Raw genomic sequence first — 20,475 nt, 5'->3', positions numbered from 1 at the left:
GACGTCGTCCGGGGCGTTTCCCGGACCGTGGGACGATGGGGGGCGTGACTGAGTCGATCCAACGTGCCCGCGCCACCACCGCCTCCTACTCGATCACGATGCGGATCCACGCCGGAACCGACCCGGCGGTCATCGGTGCCCTCGCGGTCAAGGTCGCCGAGAGCGGCGGGATCACGACGGCCCTCGACATCGTCGACTCCCACCCGGACCGCCTCGTCATCGACCTCACCTGCTCGGCGAGCAACGCGGAGCACTCCACGGAGGTCGTCGACGCCGTCGAGACGCTCGAGGGCGTGCGCGTCCACAAGGTCTCCGACCGCGTCTTCCTCATGCACCTCGGCGGCAAGATCTCGGTCGAGTCCAAGGTCAACCTGCGCAACCGCCAGGACCTCGCGATGGCCTACACACCCGGCGTCGGCCGCGTCAGCCAGGCGCTCTTCGAGCACCCGGAAGACGTGCCGAAGCTGACGATCAAGGGCAACTCGGTCGCCGTCGTCACCGACGGCTCGGCCGTGCTGGGCCTCGGCAACATCGGCCCGATGGCGGCGCTGCCGGTCATGGAGGGCAAGGCCGCGCTGTTCAAGCGCTTCGCCGACATCGACGCGTGGCCCATCTGCATCGACACGACCGACGTCGACGAGATCGTGCGCACCGTCGAGCTCATCGCCCCCGGCTTCGGCGGCATCAACCTCGAGGACATCGCCGCACCGCGCTGCTTCGAGATCGAGGCCAAGCTGCGCGAGCGCCTCTCGATCCCGGTCTTCCACGACGACCAGCACGGCACCGCCATCGTCGTGCTCGCGGCCCTGAAGAACGCGCTGCGCTGCATCGACAAGAAGCTGCCCGACGCGCGCATCGTCGTCTCCGGCGGCGGCGCTGCCGGCTCGGCCATCGTCCAGCTGCTGCTGGCCGCCGGCGCCATCGACGTCACCGTCTCGGACCGCCCCGGCCTGCTCAACAAGGCCGACGAGTCGCTGACGCCCGCCTGGCGCGAGCTCGCCGAGAAGACCAACCCGCGCGGCCTCACCGGCACCCTGCGCGACGGTCTGCAGGGCGCCGACGTCTTCATCGGCGTCAGCGCGCCGCGGATCCTGGCGCCCGAGTGGATCGACGAGATGGCCGACCAGCGCATCGTCTTCGCGCTCGCCAACCCCGACCCCGAGGTCGACATCTACGAGGCGACGCAGCGCGCCACGGTCGTCGCGTCGGGGCGCAGCGACTACCCGAACCAGATCAACAACGTCCTCGCGTTCCCCGGGGTCTTCCGCGGCCTGCTCGACGCCCGCGCGACCGACGTCACGACCGAGATGCTCATCAAGGCAGCCGACGCCATCGCGTCCGTCGTCACCGACGAGCAGCTCAACCCGAACTACATCATCCCCAGCGTCTTCCAGCCCGACATGAGCAAGACCGTCGCCAAGGCGATCGTCGACTGCGTGCCCAAGGCCCCCGCGAAGAGCATCCCGATGACCGGCGCGAACTGAGGAGCACGACCCACCGGATGACGAGCACGACCCAGCCGGCCCAGCCGGGCCAGCGCTACCCCCTCGACGGCCGGCGCGCCTGGGCTGTCTGGGCGGCGGCCATCGCGGTCTACGTCCTGGCCGTCTTCCACCGCACGTCGCTCGGCGTCGCCGGGCTCGAGGCCGCCGACCGCTTCGGCATCAGCAGCTCGCAGCTGTCGACCTTCACCATCGTGCAGGTCTTCGTCTACGCGGCGATGCAGCTGCCCGTCGGGGCGCTGCTCGACCGCTACGGCTCCAAGAAGCTGCTCGGCCTGGGCCTCTCGCTGCTCACCGTCGCGCAGCTCGGCTTCGCCTTCGTGCACTCGTTCGAGGCCGCGCTGCTCTGCCGCGTGCTGCTGGGCGTCGGCGACGCGATGGTCTTCATCTCGGTGCTGCGCCTCGTGGCGCTGTGGTTCTCGCCGCGGCGCACGCCCATGGTGACCCAGCTGACCGGCGTGCTGGGGCAGCTCGGCGCGCTCGCCGCGGCCGGACCGCTGGCAGCCGCGCTCGACCACTTCGGGTGGACACCGTCGTATGCCGTGGCGGCGTCGGTCGGCGTGCTGTCCGGGGTGGCGCTCGTCGTCGTCGTCAAGGACAGCCCCTACACCGACCACCACCGGGACGAGCTGCGCCTGCGGGCGATCGCGCGCACCCTGCGAGCCGCCTGGCTCGTGCCCGGCACCCGGCTCGGGCTGTGGTCGCACTTCACGTCGCAGTTCGCGGCCAACATGTTCACGATGCTGTGGGGCTTCCCGTTCCTCGTTGCAGGACAAGGACTCTCGGCCTCGACGGCGAGCGTCCTGCTCATGCTCATGGTCGTCACGACAGTGGTGTCGAGCCCGGTCATCGGCACTCTGACGATGCGCTACCCCTTCTCGCGCAGCACCCTCGTGCTGTGGATCGTCGCCGCCGCGATCGCGGCCTGGACGGTCGTGCTCGTGTGGCCCGGGCGGGCGCCGCTGTGGCTGCTCGTGGTGCTCGTGGTCCTCATCGCCATCGGCGGACCGGGCTCGATGATCGGCTTCGACCTGGCCCGCACCTTCAACCCGCCGACCCGGATCGGCAGTGCCTCGGGCATCGTCAACACCGGCGGCTTCATCGCGACCCTCACGGCGGTCGCGCTGGTCGGTGTCGTGCTCGACCGGGTCGCTCCCGGGGGCCCGTCGACGTGGGACGTCGACTCGTTCCGGCTCGCGATGACGGTGCAGTACCCCGTGTGGGCGCTCGGCATCGTGCAGGTCCTGCGGTACCGGCACAAGGCCAGGCGCGCAGCGCTCGAGGCCGACCCCGACGCCTACGCCGCCATGCAGGCCGGCCGCTCCGTCACCTTCCACTGACCGCCCAACCTCCCAACCGCTCAACCTCCCAACCGTCGAGAGGCCACGACTGGCCGCCTCTCAACCGTCGAGAGGCCACGTCTGGCCGCCTCTCAACCGTCGAGAGGCCACGTCTGGCGGTCTAGCCTGCTCCGGAGGAGGAGCGATGGTGACGTGGGAGGACGTGGACACCCTGGCCGGGCGGCTGCCCGGCGCGGAGGTCGGGGTCGCCCACGACGGGTCGCCCGCCTGGCACGCCGGACGGCATACGTTCGCTCGGCTGCGGTTCGACGACGACGGGCGCGAGCTCGTCCAGGTGTGGACGGGCGAGATGGACACCGAGCAGGCGCTCGCCGACCGCCGCGACACGTTCGTCCGCATCGACACGTTCCGCTTCCGTGTCACCGCCTGGGCGCGGCTCGACCGCCTCGACCGGCGGGAGCTGGCCGAGCTGCTGGTGGAGTCCTACGACATCCGGGGCGGACCCCGCCGACGAGGCGACGTCGGCGTCGACGACCTCCTCGGCTGAACCGTCGAAAGGCCACGAACGGGGAGCTCGCCCTACTGGGCGGCCCGGTTCGTGGCCTTTCGACGGGTGGTGCGTGCGGTGGTCAGGCGTCGCCGACGGTGAGGGCCTCGGCCTCGGTGCGCGAGGTGACGGCCTCGGCCCCGTGACCGGGGGCCTCGTCGAGCGCGCTGATGATGCGGCGTGCCGTCAGCAGCACGAGGACCGCGAGCACGACAGCGCCCGAGCCCACCCAGAACGGCAGGTGGATCGACTTCTCGCCGAGGTTGCCGGCGAGCCACGGGGCCACGGCGCCGCCGCTGAAGCGGACGAAGGAGTAGGCCGCCGACGCGACGCCGCGCTCGACCGGGGCGACCTTCATGACCGTCTCGGTGATGAGGGTGTTGTTCACGCCGAGGAAGGCTCCGGCGAGGATGACGCCGACGACGAGCACCGTCTTGTTCTCGGTCCACGTCGCCATGGCGGCGAGGATGACCGCGAAGCCGAGCAGGGCGCCGACGATGCCGGCCAGGGTGCCGAATCGGCGCTGGATCATCGGGGCCACGAAGACCGACGTGATCGCGAGGAGCACGCCCCAGCCGAAGAAGATGAACCCGATCTCGTGCGCGCCCATGGCGAGCGGGAACGGCGTGAAGGCGAGCAGCGTGAAGAAGCCGAAGTTGTAGAGCAGGGCCGTGATGCCGACGGTGAGCAGGCCACGGTGGCCGAGCGCGCGCAGCGGTGCTGTGAGCGAGGTCGGGGTCTCGGCCGGCGGGGTCTTGGGCAGCGTCGTCAGCGTCGCGATGAAGGCGATCGCCATGAGGACCGCGACGCCGTAGAACGGCCAGCGCCACGAGATGCCACCGAGCCAGCCGCCCAGCAGCGGGCCGGTCGCGATGCCGACTCCGAGAGCAGCCTCGTAGAGGATGATCGCCTGCTTCACCGAGCCGGAGGCCGCGTTGACGATCGTCGCGAGGGCGGTGGCGATGAACAGGGCGTTGCCGAGACCCCACAGGGCGCGGAAGGCGACGATGCCGCCGACGGTGTCCTGGCTGCCGGCGAGGGCTGCGCCGACGATGATGAGAGCGAGGCCGAGCAGCAGGGTGCGCTTGGCGCCGACACGACTGCTGACCCAGCCGGTGCCGAGCATCGCGATGCCCATGACGGCGAGGTAGCTCGTGAAGAGCAGTGAGACCTGCGACGGTCCCGCGCCGAGCTCGTCGGCGATCGGCTTGAGGATGGGGTCGACGAGGCCGATCCCCATGAAGGAGATCACGCAGGCGAAGGCGATCGACCAGACGGTCTTGGGTTGGCGCCACATGGTGGTGGTCATCCGTCCTTTCGGGTGGGGTGCGGGGCAAGGTTGTCCGCCGCCGCGGCGAGCAGCTCGTTCATGACGTCGATGGCGACCCGGACGCGGTCGAGCGCGGGTCCGTCGAGCTGGTCCAGGGCGGGGGACAGGACGGCCAGTCGGGCTCGGCGCACGCTCTCGATCGCGGCGTGACCCTCGTCGGTGAGGGAGATCACCGTGGCGCGCGCGTCGTCGGGGTCGGACGCGCGGCGTACCCATCCCGACGCCTCGAGGCGCTGGAGCTGCGTGGTGATCGTCGGCTGGCTGCTGTGATCGGCGGCCGCGAGGGCGCTGACGCGGGAGGGCCCCAGCTCGTCCAGCAGGGCGAGCAGCCGGGCCTGCGCGAAGGGCACGTCGAACGACGCGTGCCGGCTGGCCCAGCGCGAGAGTCGCGCCGCGGAGCGCAGCAGGTCGTTGCCCAGCGTGGTCGGTTCGGTCACTCGCTCCAAGTTACATAGACAACCTATGCATATCAAGTCGGAGCGCCCCGCACGGTGGGGCGGGGCGCTCACTCGACTGGGGCGGGGCGCTCACTCGAGTGGTGGTTGGCCCCTCCGTCACTCGAGTGAGCGCTCGGCCCCACGGGTCGCAGCGCGAGTGCCTCAGGGGAGCTGGGGCAGCACGCCCTCGGCGACGTCGGCCAGGTGGTCGAGGTCGGCGAGGTCGAGGACCTGGAGGTAGATGCGCTCGGCGCCGGCCGCCTCGAACCCCGCGATCTTGTCGACGACCTCGGCGGGCGAGCCCGCCAGGCCGTTCGAGCGCAGTTCGTCGAGGTCGCGTCCGATGGCGTCGGCGCGGCGGCGCAGCATCGCCTCGTCCCGCCCGACGCAGACGACCTGGGCTGCCGACATCGTCAGTGACGACGGGTCGCGCCCGGCCTCGGTGGCCACGTCGTGGACTCGATCGAAGAGCCGGCCGGCCTCGGTGGCCGGCACGAACGGCGCGTTGAACTCGGCGGCATACCTCACGGCGAGCGCAGGGGTCCGTCGCCTGCCTCCGCCACCGATGATGATCGGCACGCCGCCTTCCTGGACCGGCTTGGCGAGGGCGGGGGAGTCGACGACGGGATAGTGGGTTCCCTTGTGGCTGAACGTGTCTCCGGGTGCCGTGCCCCACAGCCCGGTCAGGACGGCGAGCTGCTCCTCGAGCCGGTCGAATCGCTCGCCGAGCGGCGGGAAGGGGATGCCGTATGCCGTGTGCTCGGCCTCGAACCAGCCCGCGCCCAGTCCCAGCTCGACGCGTCCACCACTCATCTGGTCGACGCCGGCCACCTGCACCGCGAGCGGTCCCGGGAGGCGGAAGGTCGCCGACGTGACGAGGGTGCCGAGCCGGATGGTCGAGGTGTCGCGGGCGAGTCCGGCCAGAGTGGTCCAGGCATCAGTGGGTCCGGCTCCGCCGTCCCCACCCATGTGGAGGTAGTGGTCGGAGCGGAAGAAGCCGCTGAACCCGAGGTCCTCGGCGGCGCGTGCGACGGCGAGCAGGTCGTCGTAGGTGGCGCCCTGTTGGGGCTCGGTGAAGATGTGCAGGTCGACGGTCATGCCCCTGCAACCACGGGTCAGTCGCGAACAATCCCGTCGACGACGACCTCGAGCATGGGCCGCACGTCGATCTCGGTGTGGCTCGTGTCGGCGACGCTCGCGACACCGCTGACGAGGCGCATGACGTTGGCGGCGTCGATGCCCGGGCGTAGGTCGCCGTCCGCGTCGAGGTGGTCGATGACCCGGCGGTTGGCGTCACTCATGACGCGGCACTTGCGATACATCGGCGAGGCGGGGTCGTCCATGGCGGCGCAGATCTTGCTCGCCGCGCCGCGGTGGAGCGTGATGTGGTCGATGAAGTGCTCGAACCAGCCGAGCAGCATCTCCCGCGCCGGCAGGCCGGTGGCGATCGCGGCATCGGCGTCGGCGGACACCCGGTCGGTCCAGTCCTGCATCAGGGCGTCGACGAGGGCCTCGCGGGTGGGGAAGTGGCGGTAGAGCGTGCCGGGGCCGACGCCGGCCCGCTTGGCGATCTCGTCGAGCGAGGAGTCTGTGCCGCGCTCGGTGAAGACGATGCGGGCTGTCGCGAGGATCTTGTCGTAGTTGCGCCTGGCGTCGGCGCGCATCGGTCGCGGTGATTTCCCGGCGCTCTCCTGAGCAGGTGCGTCGGCTGAGTCTCCTTGACTGCCAACGAGTTCCGGCGACGGATCGAGCGTCGCCTTGCCGGTTCCGGCAGGCGTCACGAGAAATCCTCCTTGCAAAAACGGAGACAGTCTCCGTATATTGGTCGAGCAGAACCGGAGTGGTTCTCCGCTAATCGTAGCGCCGATCGTCGTCACAGAGGAGTCCGGCACCCATGACCACCTCGTTCCAGCCCACCCGACAGGCCCGCCGCGTCCACCTGTCGCACCTCGCCACCACGCACCGCGCGCCCCTCGTGGCCCGCCCGGAGACCGCCGCCGCCAAGACGGTCCGGACCGCGACCGATGGCCGTGCGAACCGGACCCGCGCCCGCGCCTTCACCCCGATGACCCGCGACCCCCTCACCGTCGAGGCGCCGCGTCCCCAGTTCCAGCGTCACGAAGCCTGAGGCCCCCATGTCGACCACCACCCCCGTCACCCGACAACCCGCCGCACCCGTCGCGCACGCCACGTCCGACCCGGCCGCCCGTCGCGGCGCCATCGGCCTCGGCGTCGTCCTCGTCGCCCAGCTCATGCTCGTGCTCGACGCGACCGTCGTGAACGTCGCGCTCCCGCACATCCAGACCGACCTCGGGTTCACACCGGCCGGCCTCTCCTGGGTGCTCAACGCCTACACCCTCGCCTTCGGCGGTCTGCTGCTCCTCGGCGGCCGCCTCGGCGACGTCCTCGGGCGCCTGCGCAGCTTCGAGATCGGCCTCGCGATCTTCACCGTCGCGAGCCTCCTCGGTGGACTCGCCACGTCGCCCACCTGGCTCATCGCCGCGCGCACGCTCCAGGGTGTCGGCGCCGCGCTCGCCGCCCCGAGCGTCCTCGCCCTCGTCACGACGAGCGCCCCGAACGAGGCGGCCCGCAACCGCGGCCTCGCCCTCTTCACGGCGGTGTCCTCCGCCGGCGCGTCCATCGGACTGCTCCTCGGCGGGATCCTCACCGACTTCGTCAGCTGGCATTGGACCCTCTTCGTCAACGTGCCCATCGGCGCCGTCGTGCTCGTGCTCGCCCGCCGTTTCGTCACCGAGACCCCCCGCATCCGCGGTCGCTTCGACGTCGTCGGCGCGGTCACCGCGACGCTCGGCTCCGTCGCCGTCGTGCACGGCTTCATCAGCGCCGCCGACCGCGGCTGGACCGCACCCCTGACGCTCGCGTCGTTCGTCCTCGGCGTCGCCCTCCTGGGCCTCTTCGTGCGGACCGAGAGCCGCGTCGCCTCGCCGCTCCTGCCGCTCGCGCTCGTCCGCAACCGCACCCGCGGCGGCGCGCTCGTGCTCATGGCGCTCGTCGTCGGCGCGCAGTTCTCGACGTTCTTCCTCGTCACGCAGTACCTCCAGCTCGTCCTGGGCTTCAGCCCGGTCGCGACCGGCGCCGCCTTCCTGCCGCTCAGCCTCGCGATCTTCGCGACCTCGCGGGTCAGCGCGCGCCTCGTCGCCAAGGTGGGTCCGCGACCGATGCTCCTCGTCGGGACCCTCGGCCTGACCGCGAGCTTCGTGTGGCTGAGCAGCATCACGACGACGAGCACGTATGCCGGTCACCTCCTCGGTGCCCTCGTGCTCAACGGCGTCTCGGCCGCGCTCGTCTTCATGCCGGTCACGGTCGTCGTGCTCGGCGGCGTGGACCGCGCCCAGGCCGGCACCGTCTCGGGCCTGCTCCAGACCGCGCAGCAGCTCGGCGGCGCCGTGGGCCTCGCGGCCATCGTCAGCGTCTACGCCTCGCAGGCGGTCCCGGGACAGTTCGTCCCCGGGGTGGAGCCGGCCTTCCTGACGTCGGCGACCTTCACCCTCGTCGGCCTGCTCGTCGCGGCTCTGGTGCTGCGCCCGCGCCCCGCCCGGGACGTGCCCGCACCGGATCTGACCCCACAGCCGGAGCCCACGCGCGAGACGACGGCCGTGGCGGCGGCAGACGGCGCCGAGGCCCAGTGAGCGCCTTCTCGGGCTGATGGAACAACGGATGGAACTGCGTCCGGTGGGGTGATCACCCCACCGGACGCAGCTCCATCCCGCATCTCACCCGAAGGTTCACCTCGCGGTGCCGGAGTCTGAAACGGGCTGACCCCCGCAGCCCGGGCGGGCGGCGGGGGTCAGGCACGCGGCATACGTCAACGTCCAGTCGAGACGAGCGCCGGGTTCAGTGCCCCTGCGGCATCGCCCAGCGGGCGGTCGAGACGCCCTGCTCCTTGGCGCGCTCGAGGGCCTCGCCGATGATCTTCTCGGCGGCCTCGCGGTTGCCCCAGTCGGAGCCCTCGACGTGCTTGCCGGGCTCGAGGTCCTTGTAGCGCTCGAAGAAGTGCTGGATCTCCTTGAGGGTGAACTCGTTGACGTCGCTGATGTCCTTGACGTCGACGTTGCGCGGGTCGACCGGCACGCAGAGCACCTTGTCGTCGCCGCCGGCCTCGTCGGTCATGTGGAAGACGCCGATCGGACGGGCCTCGACGACGACGCCGGGGAAGAGCGGCTCGGGCAGCAGCACGAGCGCGTCCAGGGGGTCGCCGTCCTCGCCGAGGGAGTCCTCGATGTAGCCGTAGTCGGCGGGGTAGGCCATCGGCGTGAAGAGGTAGCGGTCGAGACGGATCCGACCGGTCTCGTGGTCGACCTCGTACTTGTTGCGCTGTCCGCGCGGGATCTCGATGGTGACGTCGAACTCCACGTCTTCCCCTTCTTCACGGTCTTCGGGTGCCGGCTCGGGTGCGGCGCGCGTGCGGGAGCACTCGCCTGCGGCTGACAGAATCGTCCGCGACAGTGTGTCAGCAAGGACGGGCCTTGCGCGAAACAGCGGACGACGGACGGGGGTGACGCGGCATGGCGCGTTGGGCGAAGCCGAGCCGACGGGGTCCCCGCCTCACCTACGGCATGGCCGCCGTCTGGTCGGTCGTGACGATCCTGCTGGGGTATGCAGTCCTCGACGTCGCCGACGCCGCGCCCGGTCCGCTGACGGTGCGTCCACTGCCACCGCCTGCGCCGACAGAGTACGTCGCGAAGCGCACGCTGCCCCCTGTGCCTCAGCCCACCCTGTCGACGTCGGTCGATGCCCCTCTGCCGGCGCTGGCCGGTGACACCGCCGCCGCGTCGGCGGCCGGCATCGAGCAGGCCCTCGCGCCGGTGCGGGCACTGCCGGCCCTGCGCGACTCGGCCATCGTCGTGCGCGACGGCCAGAGCGGGGAGGTCCTGCTCGACCAGCGCGGTGACGAGCTGCGCATCCCGGCCTCGACGACCAAGCTGCTCTCCGCGGCGGCGATCGGCCGGACCTTCGCGCCTGACGCGACGCTGCGCACCGTGGTGCGACAGGGCGACACGCCCGAGCAGGTCGTCCTCGTGGCGGGCGGCGACTCGCTGCTCGCCCCGGGCAGGGGCGACCCCCAGGCGGTGGCTGGGCGCGCCGGCCTCGGCGACCTCGCCGACCAGGTCGCAGCGGCGCTCAAGGGCTCCGGCACCCGCAGGGTCACGCTCTACGTCGACGAGACGTATGCCGACGGTCCGACGACCGCCCCGACGTGGGCCTCGACGTTCCGCAGCAGTGGCATCACCGGCGCGGTCGCCATGCTGGGCCTGTCGACCCAGCGCGCCAAGGGTGGCGCGCCCGGTCCGGCCGACCCCGTCGCGTCGGTGCGGGCCGCCTTCGCCCGGCAGCTCGAGGCCCGCGGTGTCGACGTCACCGTCGCCGCACGCGGTCGCGCACCGGGCGTCCCCGGATCGCCGATGCCGTCGCCGTCGTCCGCGCCGTCGTCCGCGCCGTCGTCGGCTCCCGCGTCGGAGGGTTCGCAGGCGAGCGCCACCGGCAGCCCGGACGCCACCGGCACCGCGACGGCGGCGCCGACCAGCGGACCCGGGGCGGTCCTCGGCAGCGTCCAGTCGGCCCCCGTCCGCGAGCAGCTGGCCCTGGCCCTGACCGACAGCGACAACGCACTCACCGAGATCCTGGCCCGCCAGGCCGCCTACCGCTCCGGCGCGGGCACCGACTTCGCGGCCGTGGGCGCGTGGGTCGTGTCGCAGGTGGCCGCGCTCGGCCTCGACACGACCGGGGTGACGCTCTCCGACGCGAGCGGCCTCTCCCGCGAGAACCGCGTGCGGGCCTCGCTCCTGTCCGACGTGCTCGTGCTCGGCTACGACGGGAAGCACCAGGTGCTGCGGCGCGCTCTCGACGGCCTCCCGATCGGTGGCCTCACCGGCACCCTGGCCGGCCGGTTCACCGGCTCCGACCACGACGCCGCGGGGCGGGCTCGCGCCAAGACCGGCACGCTCACGGGCGCCAACGCGCTCGCCGGAAGCGTGGTCGACGACGACGGTCGACTGCTCGTCTTCGTGGGTATGGTCGCCGGAGTGGGAACCAACGACGCTCGGGCGGCGTTGGACCGTCTGGTGGCGGCGATCGCCTCGTGCGGGTGCCGCTGACTGGCCGACAGGCCGCTCGGGGACCGGGTTTCGTGACGACGTGCACGACCTCGCCGACGAGGGGCACGGCCCTCCAGACACCTCGCGCGACGTCGACATCGTTCACGGCACGGAAAGGGCTGGCATGACCGACACGACCCACCTGGACCCCGAGGACGCCCGCCGTCCTGAGCGCTCCGGTGGTGGTGCCCCGGCCGCGTCCGTCGACTACGAGTTCGCCAAGCGGACCGGGCGGTTGATCGTCAATCCCGGTCCCCAGGTCACGAGCGACGAGGCCGCGACGATCGTGGCCGACCTGCGCGCGGCGGCCGCGGGCGCCGTCGACCCGGTCGCCGAGACGAGCGCCCTGACCGCGCCCGCCGGAGCCCCAGACGTGCTCGTCGTCGACCGCGCGGGCTGGATCAGCGCCAACGTCGACTCGTTCAGGTCGATGCTCGACCCGGTCGTCGACAAGCTCAACGCGAGCAAGAAGTCGCAGACGAGCGCCACGGCTGCCGCGATCGGTGGCAAGGTGACCGGCGCCGAGATGGGCGGCCTGCTCGCGTTCCTGTCGAGCAAGGTGCTCGGGCAGTACGACCTCGCGCCCGGTGGCACGCCGCGCCTGCTCCTCGTCGCTCCCAACATCGTGGCCGCCGAGCGGCGCATGGAGGTCGACCCGACCGACTTCCGCCGCTGGGTCGCCATGCACGAGGAGACGCACCGGGTGCAGTTCACCGCAGTGCCGTGGCTGCGCGACCACATGGTCTCGCGCACCCAGGCGCTCGCGGTGGACCTCGCCCCGACGCCCGAGGACCTCTCCAGACGGTTCGAGCAGCTGACGAAGAACCTGCCCCAGGTGCTGAGCTCGGGAGAGGGGATCGGCCAGCTCTTCGCGACCCCGGAGCAGAAGGCGCAGATCGCCGAGCTGACGGCGGTCATGTCGCTGCTCGAGGGGCACGCCGACGTCGTCATGGACGCCGTCGGGCCGCGGGTCATCCCGAGCGTCGACGAGATCCGCCGCAAGTTCGACCAGCGCCGCAACAGCTCGGTCGGTGTCGACCGGCTGCTGCGCAAGCTGCTCGGTCTCGAGGCCAAGATGCGGCAGTACCGTGACGGCGCCGTCTTCGTCCGGGCCGTCACCGACCAGGTCGGCCGCGACGGTTTCAACGCCGTCTGGTCCTCGCCCGAGACGTTGCCGCGGGCTGCCGAGATCCTCGACCCGGACGCCTGGGTGCGTCGGGTCCACGCCTGAGCCGATGCGAGGTCCAGCAGACATGCCCGGTCCCGATCCCGCCGTCGCCGCCACCCGCCTCGCGGTGCGTGAGCACCTCGCCGACGTGCCCGAGGGCGGCGTCGTGCTCGTCGCCTGCTCGGGCGGTCCGGACTCGGTCGCGCTCGCCGCGGCCCTGGCCTTCGAGGCGCCGCGCTCCGGTGTGCGGGCCGGTGCCGTCGTCGTCGACCACGGCCTGCAGGAGCGCTCCGCCGAGGTGGCCGAAGACGCCGCGGGTCTCTGCCGAGAGCTCGGGCTCGACCCCGTCGAGGTCGTCCGTGCCGAGGTCCGCACGAGCGGCGCCGGGCTCGAGGCAGACGCCCGCTCGGCGCGCTACGCCGCCATCGAGAAGGCCGCCGATCGCGTGGGCGCCTCGATGGTGCTCATCGGCCACACTCGCGACGACCAGGCCGAGCAGGTGCTGCTCGGCCTCTCCCGCGGCTCGGGGGCCCGGTCGCTCAGCGGTATGCCGGTGCGCCGGGACCGCTTCGTGCGTCCCCTTCTCGCCCTGCCGCGGGCCACGACGCTGGCCGCCTGCGCCGCCTACGGCATCGAGCCGTGGGTCGACCCGCACAACAGCGACGACTCGTTCCGGCGCGTGCGCGCCCGGCGGCTGCTCGCGACCCTCGAGTCCGACCTGGGGCCGGGCTTCGCTGCGGCCCTTGCGCGCAGCGCCGACCTGCTCCGCGAGGACGCCGACTACCTCGAGACCCTCGCCGTCCGGGCGCGGGCGGACCTTCCTGCCGGACCCGGCGGTGACGGGGTCGACCTCGAGGCCCTCGCTGCCCTGCCGCGAGCGATCCGCACCCGTGTCTGGCGCCTGCTGGCCGCCGAGGCCGGCGCACCGCTCGCCGACGTCAGTGCCGCACACGTCGAGTCGCTCGACGCCCTGCTGACGTCGTGGCACGGACAGGGCCCGCTCCACGTGCCGGGCGGCATCGCCGTCGCGCGCACGGCCGGGGCGATCGTCTTCAGCCCGCTGCGCGAGACCGCCAACGCCTGAGAGTCGGCCACCCGCCGGGTGCGGTTGAATGGATCCCGCCCGCACGACCCTGCACCGCAACACATCGAGGAGCCTTCGTGGACCACGAGCACATGGGAGACGACCTGGCCAAGGTCCTGCTCACCGAGGAGCAGATCCAGGCCCGGCTCGCCGAGCTCGCCGCCGACATCTGGAAGGACTACGAGGGCAAGGAGTTCCTCCTCGTCGGAGTCCTCAAGGGTGCCGTCGTCGTCATGGCCGACCTCATGCGGGCCCTGCCCGGCACGGCGCCGATGGACTGGATGGCCGTCTCGTCCTACGGCTCCGGCACGAAGAGCTCCGGCGTCGTGCGCATCCTCAAGGACCTCGACACCGACATCAGCGGCCGCCACGTGCTCATCGTCGAGGACATCATCGACTCCGGCCTGACGCTCTCGTGGATCAAGTCCAACCTCGAGTCGCGCAGCCCCGCCTCGGTCGAGATCTGCACGCTGCTGCGCAAGCCCGACGTCGTCAAGGTCGACATCCCGGTGAAGTACGTCGGCTTCGACATCCCCAACGAGTTCGTGGTCGGCTACGGCCTCGACTACGACGAGAAGTACCGCAACCTGCGTTGCGTCGGCACCCTCGCCCCGCACGTGTACGCCTGAGCGACCACCGATGACCTTCTCGATCGTCGCGCGCCAGGGTGACGCCCACGGCATCGCCGTCGCCAGCAAGTTCCTCGCCGTCGGCGCGGTCGTCCCCGGTGCGCGTCTCGGCGTCGGCGCCGTGGCGACCCAGTCCTTCGCCCGGGTCGCCTACCTCGAGGAGCTCCTCGGCCGCCTGGCCGCGGGGGAGCCCGCCGGGGAGGCCCTCGCCGCCGCGACCGCGCTCGACGAGGGGCGCGAGACCCGTCAGGTCGGCGTCGTCGGCCTCGGCTCGGCCGCGACCTTCACCGGCTCGGAGTGCAACGCGTGGGCCGGGGGCGTCGCGAGCGACGACGGCGACACGGCATACGCCATCCAGGGCAACATCCTCACCGGGCCCGAGGTCGTCGAGGAGATGGAGCGCGCCTGGCACGCGTCGGCGGGGCAGCCGCTCGCCCGTCGCCTCCTCGCCGCGCTCGTCGCCGGGGACGCCGCGGGCGGCGACTCACGCGGTCGCCAGAGCGCGGCCATGTATGCCGTGGAGCCGGGTTCCGGCTACGACGCGTGCGGAGTGCTCGCCGACCTCCGCGTCGACGACCACGCCGACCCGGTGACCGAGCTCGGCCGCCTGCTGTCGGACTGGGAGATGTACTTCGGCAAGCCGGAGGACGTCGAGCCGCTCGTGGGCGACCTCGCCGACGAGGTGCGCGAGCGCCTGGCGCGGGCCGGGTTCACCGGCTCCGACGTGGCCACGGCGCTCGCCGACTGGGCCGGAAACGCGAACTACGAGGCCCGCCTCAGCCCCGACGGCATCGACCGCCGCGTCCTGGAGGCGCTCCGCGCGGCGACGACCTCCTGAGGGCGTCACCGCACCCTTCGACGGACGGGTTGGTCACCGGCCCGCCGCATGCGGAACACTGGTAGCCCACCGGACGTTGTGCCGGTGGACAAACTCACCGGACGAGCAGGAGGACCGGGGCCCGACAGGTCCCGCACGTACATGGACGCTAAGCGGATACTGCGCACACCACTGCTGTGGATCTTGGTCCTCATCAGCGCGCTCGTCTTCGGCATGATGTTCTCCGAGTCCGGCCCGCCCCGGATCGACACGTCGGCTGCGATGAAGCAGATCAACGACGGCAACGTCGAGTCGGCCAAGCTGCTCAACAACGAGCGCATGGAGCTGACCCTCAAGACGCCCTACACCTCGCCCGACGGCACGGTGAAGGACGCCAAGTCGGTCTACGCCTTCTACGTCGACGCGCGCGGCGGCCAGGTGGTCCAGGCGCTCAACAACAAGCCGCCGGCACAGGGCGTGGACGACCAGATCGACCAGCCCAGCTGGTTCGGCTCCCTGCTCTTCTCGATCCTGCCGATCATCGTCATCCTCGCGCTCTTCTGGTTCCTCATGGGGCAGATGCAGGGCGGCGGCAACCGCGTCATGCAGTTCGGCAAGTCCCGGGCGAAGCTCGCCACGAAGGACACCCCGAAGGTCACCTTCGCCGACGTCGCCGGGTGCGACGAGGCCATCGAGGAGCTCCAGGAGATCAAGGAGTTCCTCCAGGAACCGGCGAAGTTCCTCGCCGTCGGCGCCAAGATCCCCAAGGGTGTCCTGCTCTACGGACAGCCCGGCACGGGCAAGACGCTGCTCGCCCGCGCCGTCGCGGGCGAGGCCGGCGTGCCCTTCTACTCGATCTCCGGCTCGGACTTCGTCGAGATGTTCGTCGGTGTCGGCGCGAGCCGCGTCCGCGACCTCTTCGAGCAGGCCAAGGCCAACGCCCCGGCCATCGTCTTCGTCGACGAGATCGACGCCGTCGGACGCCACCGCGGCGCCGGCATGGGCGGCGGTCACGACGAGCGCGAGCAGACGCTCAACCAGCTGCTCGTCGAGATGGACGGCTTCGACGTCAAGACCAACGTCATCCTCATCGCGGCGACCAACCGCCCCGACATCCTCGACCCGGCCCTGCTGCGTCCGGGCCGCTTCGACCGCCAGATCGCGGTCGACGCCCCCGACATGCTCGGCCGCCACCAGATCCTGCAGGTGCACGCCCAGGGCAAGCCCGTGACGGCCGACGTCGACCTGCTCGCCGTCGCCCGCCGCACGCCGGGCTTCACCGGTGCCGACCTCGCCAACGTGCTCAACGAGGCCGCCCTGCTCACGGCCCGCAGCGACAAGAAGGTCATCGACAACGAGGCCCTCGACGAGGCCATCGACCGCGTCATCGCCGGCCCCCAGAAGCGCACCCGCATCATGTCGGCCAAGGAGCGCAAGATCACCGCCTACCACGAGGGTGGTCACGCCCTCGTCGCCGCGGCGCTCAACCACACCGACCCGGTGACCAAGGTGACGATCCTCCCGCGCGGTCGTGCGCTCGGCTACACGATGGTCATGCCGATCGACGACAAGTACTCGACGACCCGCAACGAGATCCTCGACCAGCTCGCCTACGCCCTCGGTGGCCGCGTCGCCGAGGAGATCGTCTTCCACGAGCCGACCACCGGCGCGAGCAACGACATCGAGAAGGCCACCGGCATGGCCCGCAAGATGGTGACCGAGTTCGGCATGTCCGAGCGCGTCGGTGCCATCAAGCTCGGCCAGAGCACCGGCGAGGTCTTCCTCGGCCGCGACATGGGTCATCAGCGAGACTACTCCGAAGAGGTCGCCCGCATCGTCGACGAGGAGGTCCGCGCCCTCATCGACGCGGCCCACGACGAGGCGTATGCGGCTCTCAACGCCAACCGCGACCTGCTCGACCACCTCGTCCTCGAGCTGCTCGAGAAGGAGACGCTCAACGTCCACGAGCTGGCCGAGCTGTTCAAGCCGGTCACCAAGGCGCCGGAGCGCCCGACGTGGCTGTCGTCGCAGGCCCGCCAGCTCAGCGACCGCCCGCCGGTGCTGACGCCGGCGGAGATCGCCGCCCAGAACGGCCAGAACGGCACGGGTGGCCAGAACGGTCACCTGCCGCCGCCGGTGCCTGCCGACAAGCAGATCGAGGACAAGATCGAGGAGGCTGCCTCCGTGGGCGCCCACCCGCTCGCCGAGGAGCACCCCGCGGAGAAGGTCATCGAGGTGCCGGACGACCGCCCCGTCAACCCCGACGAGAAGAGCTGATCGGTGGCGATCGACCAGCCGCGCGCCGAGGCGGCCGTGCGGGAGCTGCTCCTCGCCATCGGTGAGGACCCCGACCGTGAGGGCCTGCTCGACACCCCGGGCCGGGTGGCCCGCTCGTTCGCCGAGATCTACGCGGGCCTCGACATGACGGCGGCCGACGTGCTCGGCACGACGTTCGAGATCGACCACCAGGAGCTCGTCATCGTGCGGGACATCGAGCTCTACAGCACGTGCGAGCACCACCTGGTCCCCTTCCACGGGGTGGCCCACGTCGGCTACATCCCGAGCAAGGACGGACGGGTCACCGGGCTGTCCAAGCTCGCACGTCTCGTCGAGGTCTTCGCCCGGCGTCCCCAGGTGCAGGAGCGCCTCACGACGCAGATCGCGGACGCGATGGTGGAGCACCTCGGCGTGCAGGGGGTCATCGTCGTCGTGCAGGCCGAGCACCTCTGCATGTCCATGCGCGGCATCCGCAAGCCCGGCGCCAGCACGATCACCTCGGCGGTCCGTGGCCAGCTGCGTGACCCGGCCACTCGAGCAGAGGCCATGGCGCTGATGCTCGAGGGCAACAAGTGACCATCGGGCTGCCCTCCACCGCGCTCCCCGCCGGCCCGACCTGCTCGGCACCTGCGACGCCTACCGCGACACAATGGCGCCCATGACTGCGCCACCTCCCCGCCGGCGGACCACCCCCGATGCGAGCACGCTCCTGTCGGTGCGCGACCGCACGCTCGTCATGGGCGTCGTCAACGTCACCCCGGACTCCTTCTCCGACGGTGGTCAGTGGTTCGAGCAGGAGGCTGCGATCGCCCACGGCCGTGACGTCGTGGCGGCCGGCGCGGACATCGTCGACGTCGGTGGGGAGTCGACGAGGCCCGGAGCCGAGCGGCCCTCCGTCGAGGAGGAGCTGCGCCGCGTCCTGCCCGTCGTGACCGCCCTCGCCGCCGAGGGCGCCGTCGTCTCCGTCGACACCATGCGGGCGTCCGTGGCACGCGCCGCCGTCGACGCCGGGGCCACCATCGTCAACGACGTCTCGGGCGGCCTGGCCGACCCGGGGATGGTGCCCTGGGTCGCGGCGAACCGGCTGCCCTTCATCGCCATGCACTGGCGCGGGCACAGCACCGAGATGCAGTCCCGCGCCGTCTACGAGGACGTCGTCGAGGACGTGCTGCGCGAGCTCGCGCAGCGACGCGACGACCTGCTCGAGGGCGGCATCGACGAGGACCACCTCGTGCTCGACCCGGGCCTGGGCTTCGCCAAGAACGCCGACCACAACTGGTCCCTCATGGCCGCGCTGCCCGCGCTGCACGAGCTCGGCCAGCCGATCCTGCTCGGTGCGTCGCGCAAGACCTTCCTCGGCAGGCTGGGGCGCGACGAGGGGTCCGCCCCGAGGCCTGCCGCCGATCGTGACGTCGAGACGACCGCGACCTCGGTCATGGCGGCCATGGCGGGCCTCTGGTGCGTGCGCGTCCACGACGTCGCCTCCACCGTGCGCGCGCTCACCGTCGTCCAGGCGGCCCTCGAGCACGCACCCGAAGACCCGGAGGACCTCGACCGATGACCGACCGCATCGTGCTGCAGGGCGTCTCGGCCCGCGGCAACCACGGCGTGCTGGACGTCGAGAAGCGCGACGGCCAGACCTTCCTCGTCGACGTCACCATGACCCTCGACCTCGAGCCGGCCGGCCGCACCGATGCCCTCGCTGCCACCGTCAACTACGCCGAGGTGGCGACCGACGTCGTCGCGCGCATCACCGGCCCGTCCTTCGACCTCATCGAGCGACTGGCCGAGGTCGTCGCCGATGACGTCCTGCGGCACGACCTCGTCGACGCCGTCGAGGTGGTCGTGCACAAGCCCGAGGCGCCGGTCGGTCATCCGTTCACCGACGTGCAGGTGCAGGTCACGCGCACCAACGCCGCCCACATCGTCATCGCGCTCGGCACCAACCTCGGCGACCGGGGCCAGACCCTCACCGACGCGGTCGCCGCCCTCACCGCGCTGCCGGGGCTGACGCTCACCGCGGTGTCCGACATCGTCGCCACCGACCCGGTGGGCGGCCCCGAGCAGCCCGACTACCTCAACGCCGTCGTCGTCGGCCGCTCCCTGCTGCACCCCGCCGACCTGCTCGCCGAGCTGCACCGCATCGAGGCGGAGCACGGCCGGACGCGCGAGATCCGTTGGGGCGCAAGGACGCTCGACCTCGACCTCATTCAGTACGGCCGCCCCGGTGGCCATCGCGAGGTCACCAGCGACGACGCGCGGCTCACCCTGCCGCACCCGCGCGCGCACGAGAGGGCCTTCGTCCTCGTGCCGTGGGCCGACGCCGACCCGCGCGCCACGCTGCGCGTCGGGGAGGGACCCCAGGGCATCCGCCCGGTGGTCGACCTGCTGGCCGACCTCGACCGATCGGGCGTACGCCCCGGTCCCCGATGGGAGCACCAGTGAGACCACACTCCGGCATCCGCGTCACGACGCTCGTGCTCGCGGGACTGGCCATGACCGTGGTCGCCTGGCTCGTGCTGCGCTGGCTGTCCTCGAACGGCAGCCCGGTTCCCGAGCCCGGCTGGGTCGGTGCAGCGGCCATGCTCTTCCTCGGCGGCGGCCTGCTCCTCGCCGGCTGGCAGGTGCGCAAGGTCCGCGACGGCCGGCCCGACCAGGCCATCACGCCCCTGCGGGCCGCCCGCACGCTCGTGCTGGGGCAGGCGGGCGCACTGACCGGCGCGGTCCTCGTCGGGTGGTACACCGCGAACGCGCTCGTCCTGCTGCCTGACGCCGACGTCGACTCCCTGCGGAACCGCATCTGGCTGTTCGTGCTGCACGCCTTCGTGGCGCTGCTGCTCGCCGTCACGGGCATGGTCGTGCAGGCCTGGTGTCGGCTGCGCCCGCGCGACGACGAGGACGACGACGCAGGCGCCGTCCCTCGCTGACCGATGAGGTGCTGGATGATGCTGCGCCCGGTGGGGTGATGACCACACCAGGCGCCGCACCATCCGCATCATCATCAACGCTCGCTCATCGAGGCGTCGCGGCCGGCCAGTAACCGCTCTTGCTCAGGTGGTGCCGGCGACGGTGACCGTCGACGTCGGTGACGGCGTCGTGCTGACCGACGGCGGTTGGGGAGGTCCGTCCGGCGTCGTGGTGCGGGTCGGCCACGGCGGCGGGATGGTGTCGACGGTGTCCTCGTCGGAGCAGGCCGCCGCGAGGGTGATCGTCGCGGTGATCGCTGCGACGGCGACCGCCCTGAGCCAGGTCTCGCGTCTCACCTGC

Annotated in this window: 21 protein-coding genes; 15 read left to right on the top strand and 6 right to left on the bottom strand. The window is 71.8% G+C overall.

Annotated features, from left to right (window positions below; translation table 11 throughout):
* The first annotated feature begins 35 nt into the window (after positions 1-35).
* The 3 genes from ABD831_RS17445 to ABD831_RS17435 all read left to right on the top strand — a co-directional run bounded on the left by ABD831_RS17445 (position 36) and on the right by ABD831_RS17435 (position 3,350).
* Complete coding sequence (locus tag ABD831_RS17445; RefSeq protein ID WP_344949542.1) at positions 36-1,484, top strand: NAD-dependent malic enzyme; 1,449 nt, start codon at positions 36-38, stop codon at positions 1,482-1,484.
* 17 nt (positions 1,485-1,501) lie between these two features.
* A complete protein-coding gene (locus tag ABD831_RS17440; protein WP_344949539.1) occupies positions 1,502-2,842 on the top strand; it encodes an MFS transporter in 1,341 nt (446 codons plus the stop codon).
* Positions 2,843-2,987: 145 nt separating this feature from the next.
* Entirely contained in the window at positions 2,988-3,350 is a 363-nt protein-coding gene (locus ABD831_RS17435) for an MmcQ/YjbR family DNA-binding protein (RefSeq protein ID WP_344949536.1), read from the top strand.
* Between the two features lie 82 nt (positions 3,351-3,432).
* Here the strand turns inward: ABD831_RS17435 and ABD831_RS17430 are convergent, their stop codons facing one another.
* From ABD831_RS17430 to ABD831_RS17415, 4 genes are all read right to left on the bottom strand, one after another.
* Complete coding sequence (locus ABD831_RS17430; protein ID WP_344949533.1) at positions 3,433-4,659, bottom strand: MFS transporter; 1,227 nt, start codon at positions 4,657-4,659, stop codon at positions 3,433-3,435.
* Complete coding sequence (locus ABD831_RS17425; RefSeq protein WP_344949530.1) at positions 4,656-5,117, bottom strand: MarR family winged helix-turn-helix transcriptional regulator; 462 nt, start codon at positions 5,115-5,117, stop codon at positions 4,656-4,658. The genes ABD831_RS17430 and ABD831_RS17425 overlap by 4 nt, the downstream gene beginning before the upstream one ends.
* A gap of 162 nt (positions 5,118-5,279) precedes the next feature.
* Complete coding sequence (locus tag ABD831_RS17420; RefSeq protein WP_344949528.1) at positions 5,280-6,215, bottom strand: LLM class F420-dependent oxidoreductase; 936 nt, start codon at positions 6,213-6,215, stop codon at positions 5,280-5,282.
* A gap of 17 nt (positions 6,216-6,232) precedes the next feature.
* A complete protein-coding gene (locus ABD831_RS17415) occupies positions 6,233-6,781 on the bottom strand; it encodes a TetR family transcriptional regulator (protein WP_142179067.1) in 549 nt (182 codons plus the stop codon).
* 230 nt (positions 6,782-7,011) lie between these two features.
* Here ABD831_RS17415 and ABD831_RS17410 point away from each other — a divergent pair, with 230 nt between their 5' ends.
* Together ABD831_RS17410 and ABD831_RS17405 are read left to right on the top strand one after the other, a co-directional pair.
* Positions 7,012-7,245, top strand: a complete 234-nt coding sequence (locus ABD831_RS17410) for a hypothetical protein (protein ID WP_344949524.1) — start codon at positions 7,012-7,014, stop codon at positions 7,243-7,245.
* Positions 7,246-7,252: 7 nt separating this feature from the next.
* Positions 7,253-8,767 (top strand): MFS transporter, encoded by a 1,515-nt coding sequence (locus ABD831_RS17405; RefSeq protein ID WP_344949521.1) that lies wholly within the window; start codon positions 7,253-7,255, stop codon positions 8,765-8,767.
* A gap of 205 nt (positions 8,768-8,972) precedes the next feature.
* On the opposite strand, the gene ABD831_RS17400 is transcribed toward ABD831_RS17405, so the two are convergent.
* The gene (locus tag ABD831_RS17400) at positions 8,973-9,491 is read right to left on the bottom strand and encodes an inorganic diphosphatase (RefSeq protein WP_142179064.1); all 519 of its coding nucleotides are present in this window, start codon (positions 9,489-9,491) and stop codon (positions 8,973-8,975) included.
* A gap of 152 nt (positions 9,492-9,643) precedes the next feature.
* Between ABD831_RS17400 and ABD831_RS17395 the strand changes: the two genes are divergently transcribed.
* From ABD831_RS17395 to ABD831_RS17350, 10 genes are all read left to right on the top strand, one after another.
* Entirely contained in the window at positions 9,644-11,233 is a 1,590-nt protein-coding gene (locus ABD831_RS17395; protein ID WP_344949517.1) for a D-alanyl-D-alanine carboxypeptidase/D-alanyl-D-alanine-endopeptidase, read from the top strand.
* Positions 11,234-11,357: 124 nt separating this feature from the next.
* Positions 11,358-12,464, top strand: coding sequence for a zinc-dependent metalloprotease (locus tag ABD831_RS17390; RefSeq protein ID WP_344949514.1), 1,107 nt, complete (start codon positions 11,358-11,360; stop codon positions 12,462-12,464).
* Positions 12,465-12,486: 22 nt separating this feature from the next.
* Positions 12,487-13,485, top strand: coding sequence for a tRNA lysidine(34) synthetase TilS (gene tilS / locus ABD831_RS17385; protein WP_344949511.1), 999 nt, complete (start codon positions 12,487-12,489; stop codon positions 13,483-13,485).
* A 77-nt stretch (positions 13,486-13,562) separates the two neighbouring features.
* A complete protein-coding gene (hpt, locus tag ABD831_RS17380; protein ID WP_142179060.1) occupies positions 13,563-14,114 on the top strand; it encodes a hypoxanthine phosphoribosyltransferase in 552 nt (183 codons plus the stop codon).
* A 10-nt stretch (positions 14,115-14,124) separates the two neighbouring features.
* Positions 14,125-14,952: a DUF1028 domain-containing protein gene (locus ABD831_RS17375; RefSeq protein WP_344949507.1), complete on the top strand. Its 828-nt coding sequence runs from the start codon at positions 14,125-14,127 to the stop codon at positions 14,950-14,952.
* Between the two features lie 141 nt (positions 14,953-15,093).
* Positions 15,094-17,208: an ATP-dependent zinc metalloprotease FtsH gene (gene ftsH / locus ABD831_RS17370; RefSeq protein WP_142179058.1), complete on the top strand. Its 2,115-nt coding sequence runs from the start codon at positions 15,094-15,096 to the stop codon at positions 17,206-17,208.
* Between the two features lie 3 nt (positions 17,209-17,211).
* On the top strand, positions 17,212-17,784 hold the full coding sequence (gene folE, locus ABD831_RS17365) for a GTP cyclohydrolase I FolE (RefSeq protein ID WP_142179057.1): 573 nt from the start codon (positions 17,212-17,214) through the stop codon (positions 17,782-17,784).
* An 82-nt stretch (positions 17,785-17,866) separates the two neighbouring features.
* A complete protein-coding gene (gene folP / locus ABD831_RS17360; RefSeq protein WP_344949501.1) occupies positions 17,867-18,769 on the top strand; it encodes a dihydropteroate synthase in 903 nt (300 codons plus the stop codon).
* A complete protein-coding gene (folK, locus tag ABD831_RS17355) occupies positions 18,766-19,653 on the top strand; it encodes a 2-amino-4-hydroxy-6-hydroxymethyldihydropteridine diphosphokinase (protein ID WP_344949498.1) in 888 nt (295 codons plus the stop codon). Before folP ends, folK begins: the two co-directional genes overlap by 4 nt.
* A complete protein-coding gene (locus ABD831_RS17350; protein WP_344949495.1) occupies positions 19,650-20,135 on the top strand; it encodes a DUF3180 domain-containing protein in 486 nt (161 codons plus the stop codon). The genes folK and ABD831_RS17350 overlap by 4 nt, the downstream gene beginning before the upstream one ends.
* Before the next feature lie 123 nt (positions 20,136-20,258).
* Here the strand turns inward: ABD831_RS17350 and ABD831_RS17345 are convergent, their stop codons facing one another.
* The gene (locus tag ABD831_RS17345) at positions 20,259-20,471 is read right to left on the bottom strand and encodes a hypothetical protein (protein WP_142179054.1); all 213 of its coding nucleotides are present in this window, start codon (positions 20,469-20,471) and stop codon (positions 20,259-20,261) included.
* Between the last annotated feature and the right edge of the window lie 4 nt (positions 20,472-20,475).

Origin of the sequence: Terrabacter ginsenosidimutans, from assembly GCF_039539425.1 — a bacterium.
GTDB lineage: Bacteria > Actinomycetota > Actinomycetes > Actinomycetales > Dermatophilaceae > Terrabacter > Terrabacter ginsenosidimutans.
This window is presented reverse-complemented; position numbering and strand designations above follow the sequence as displayed.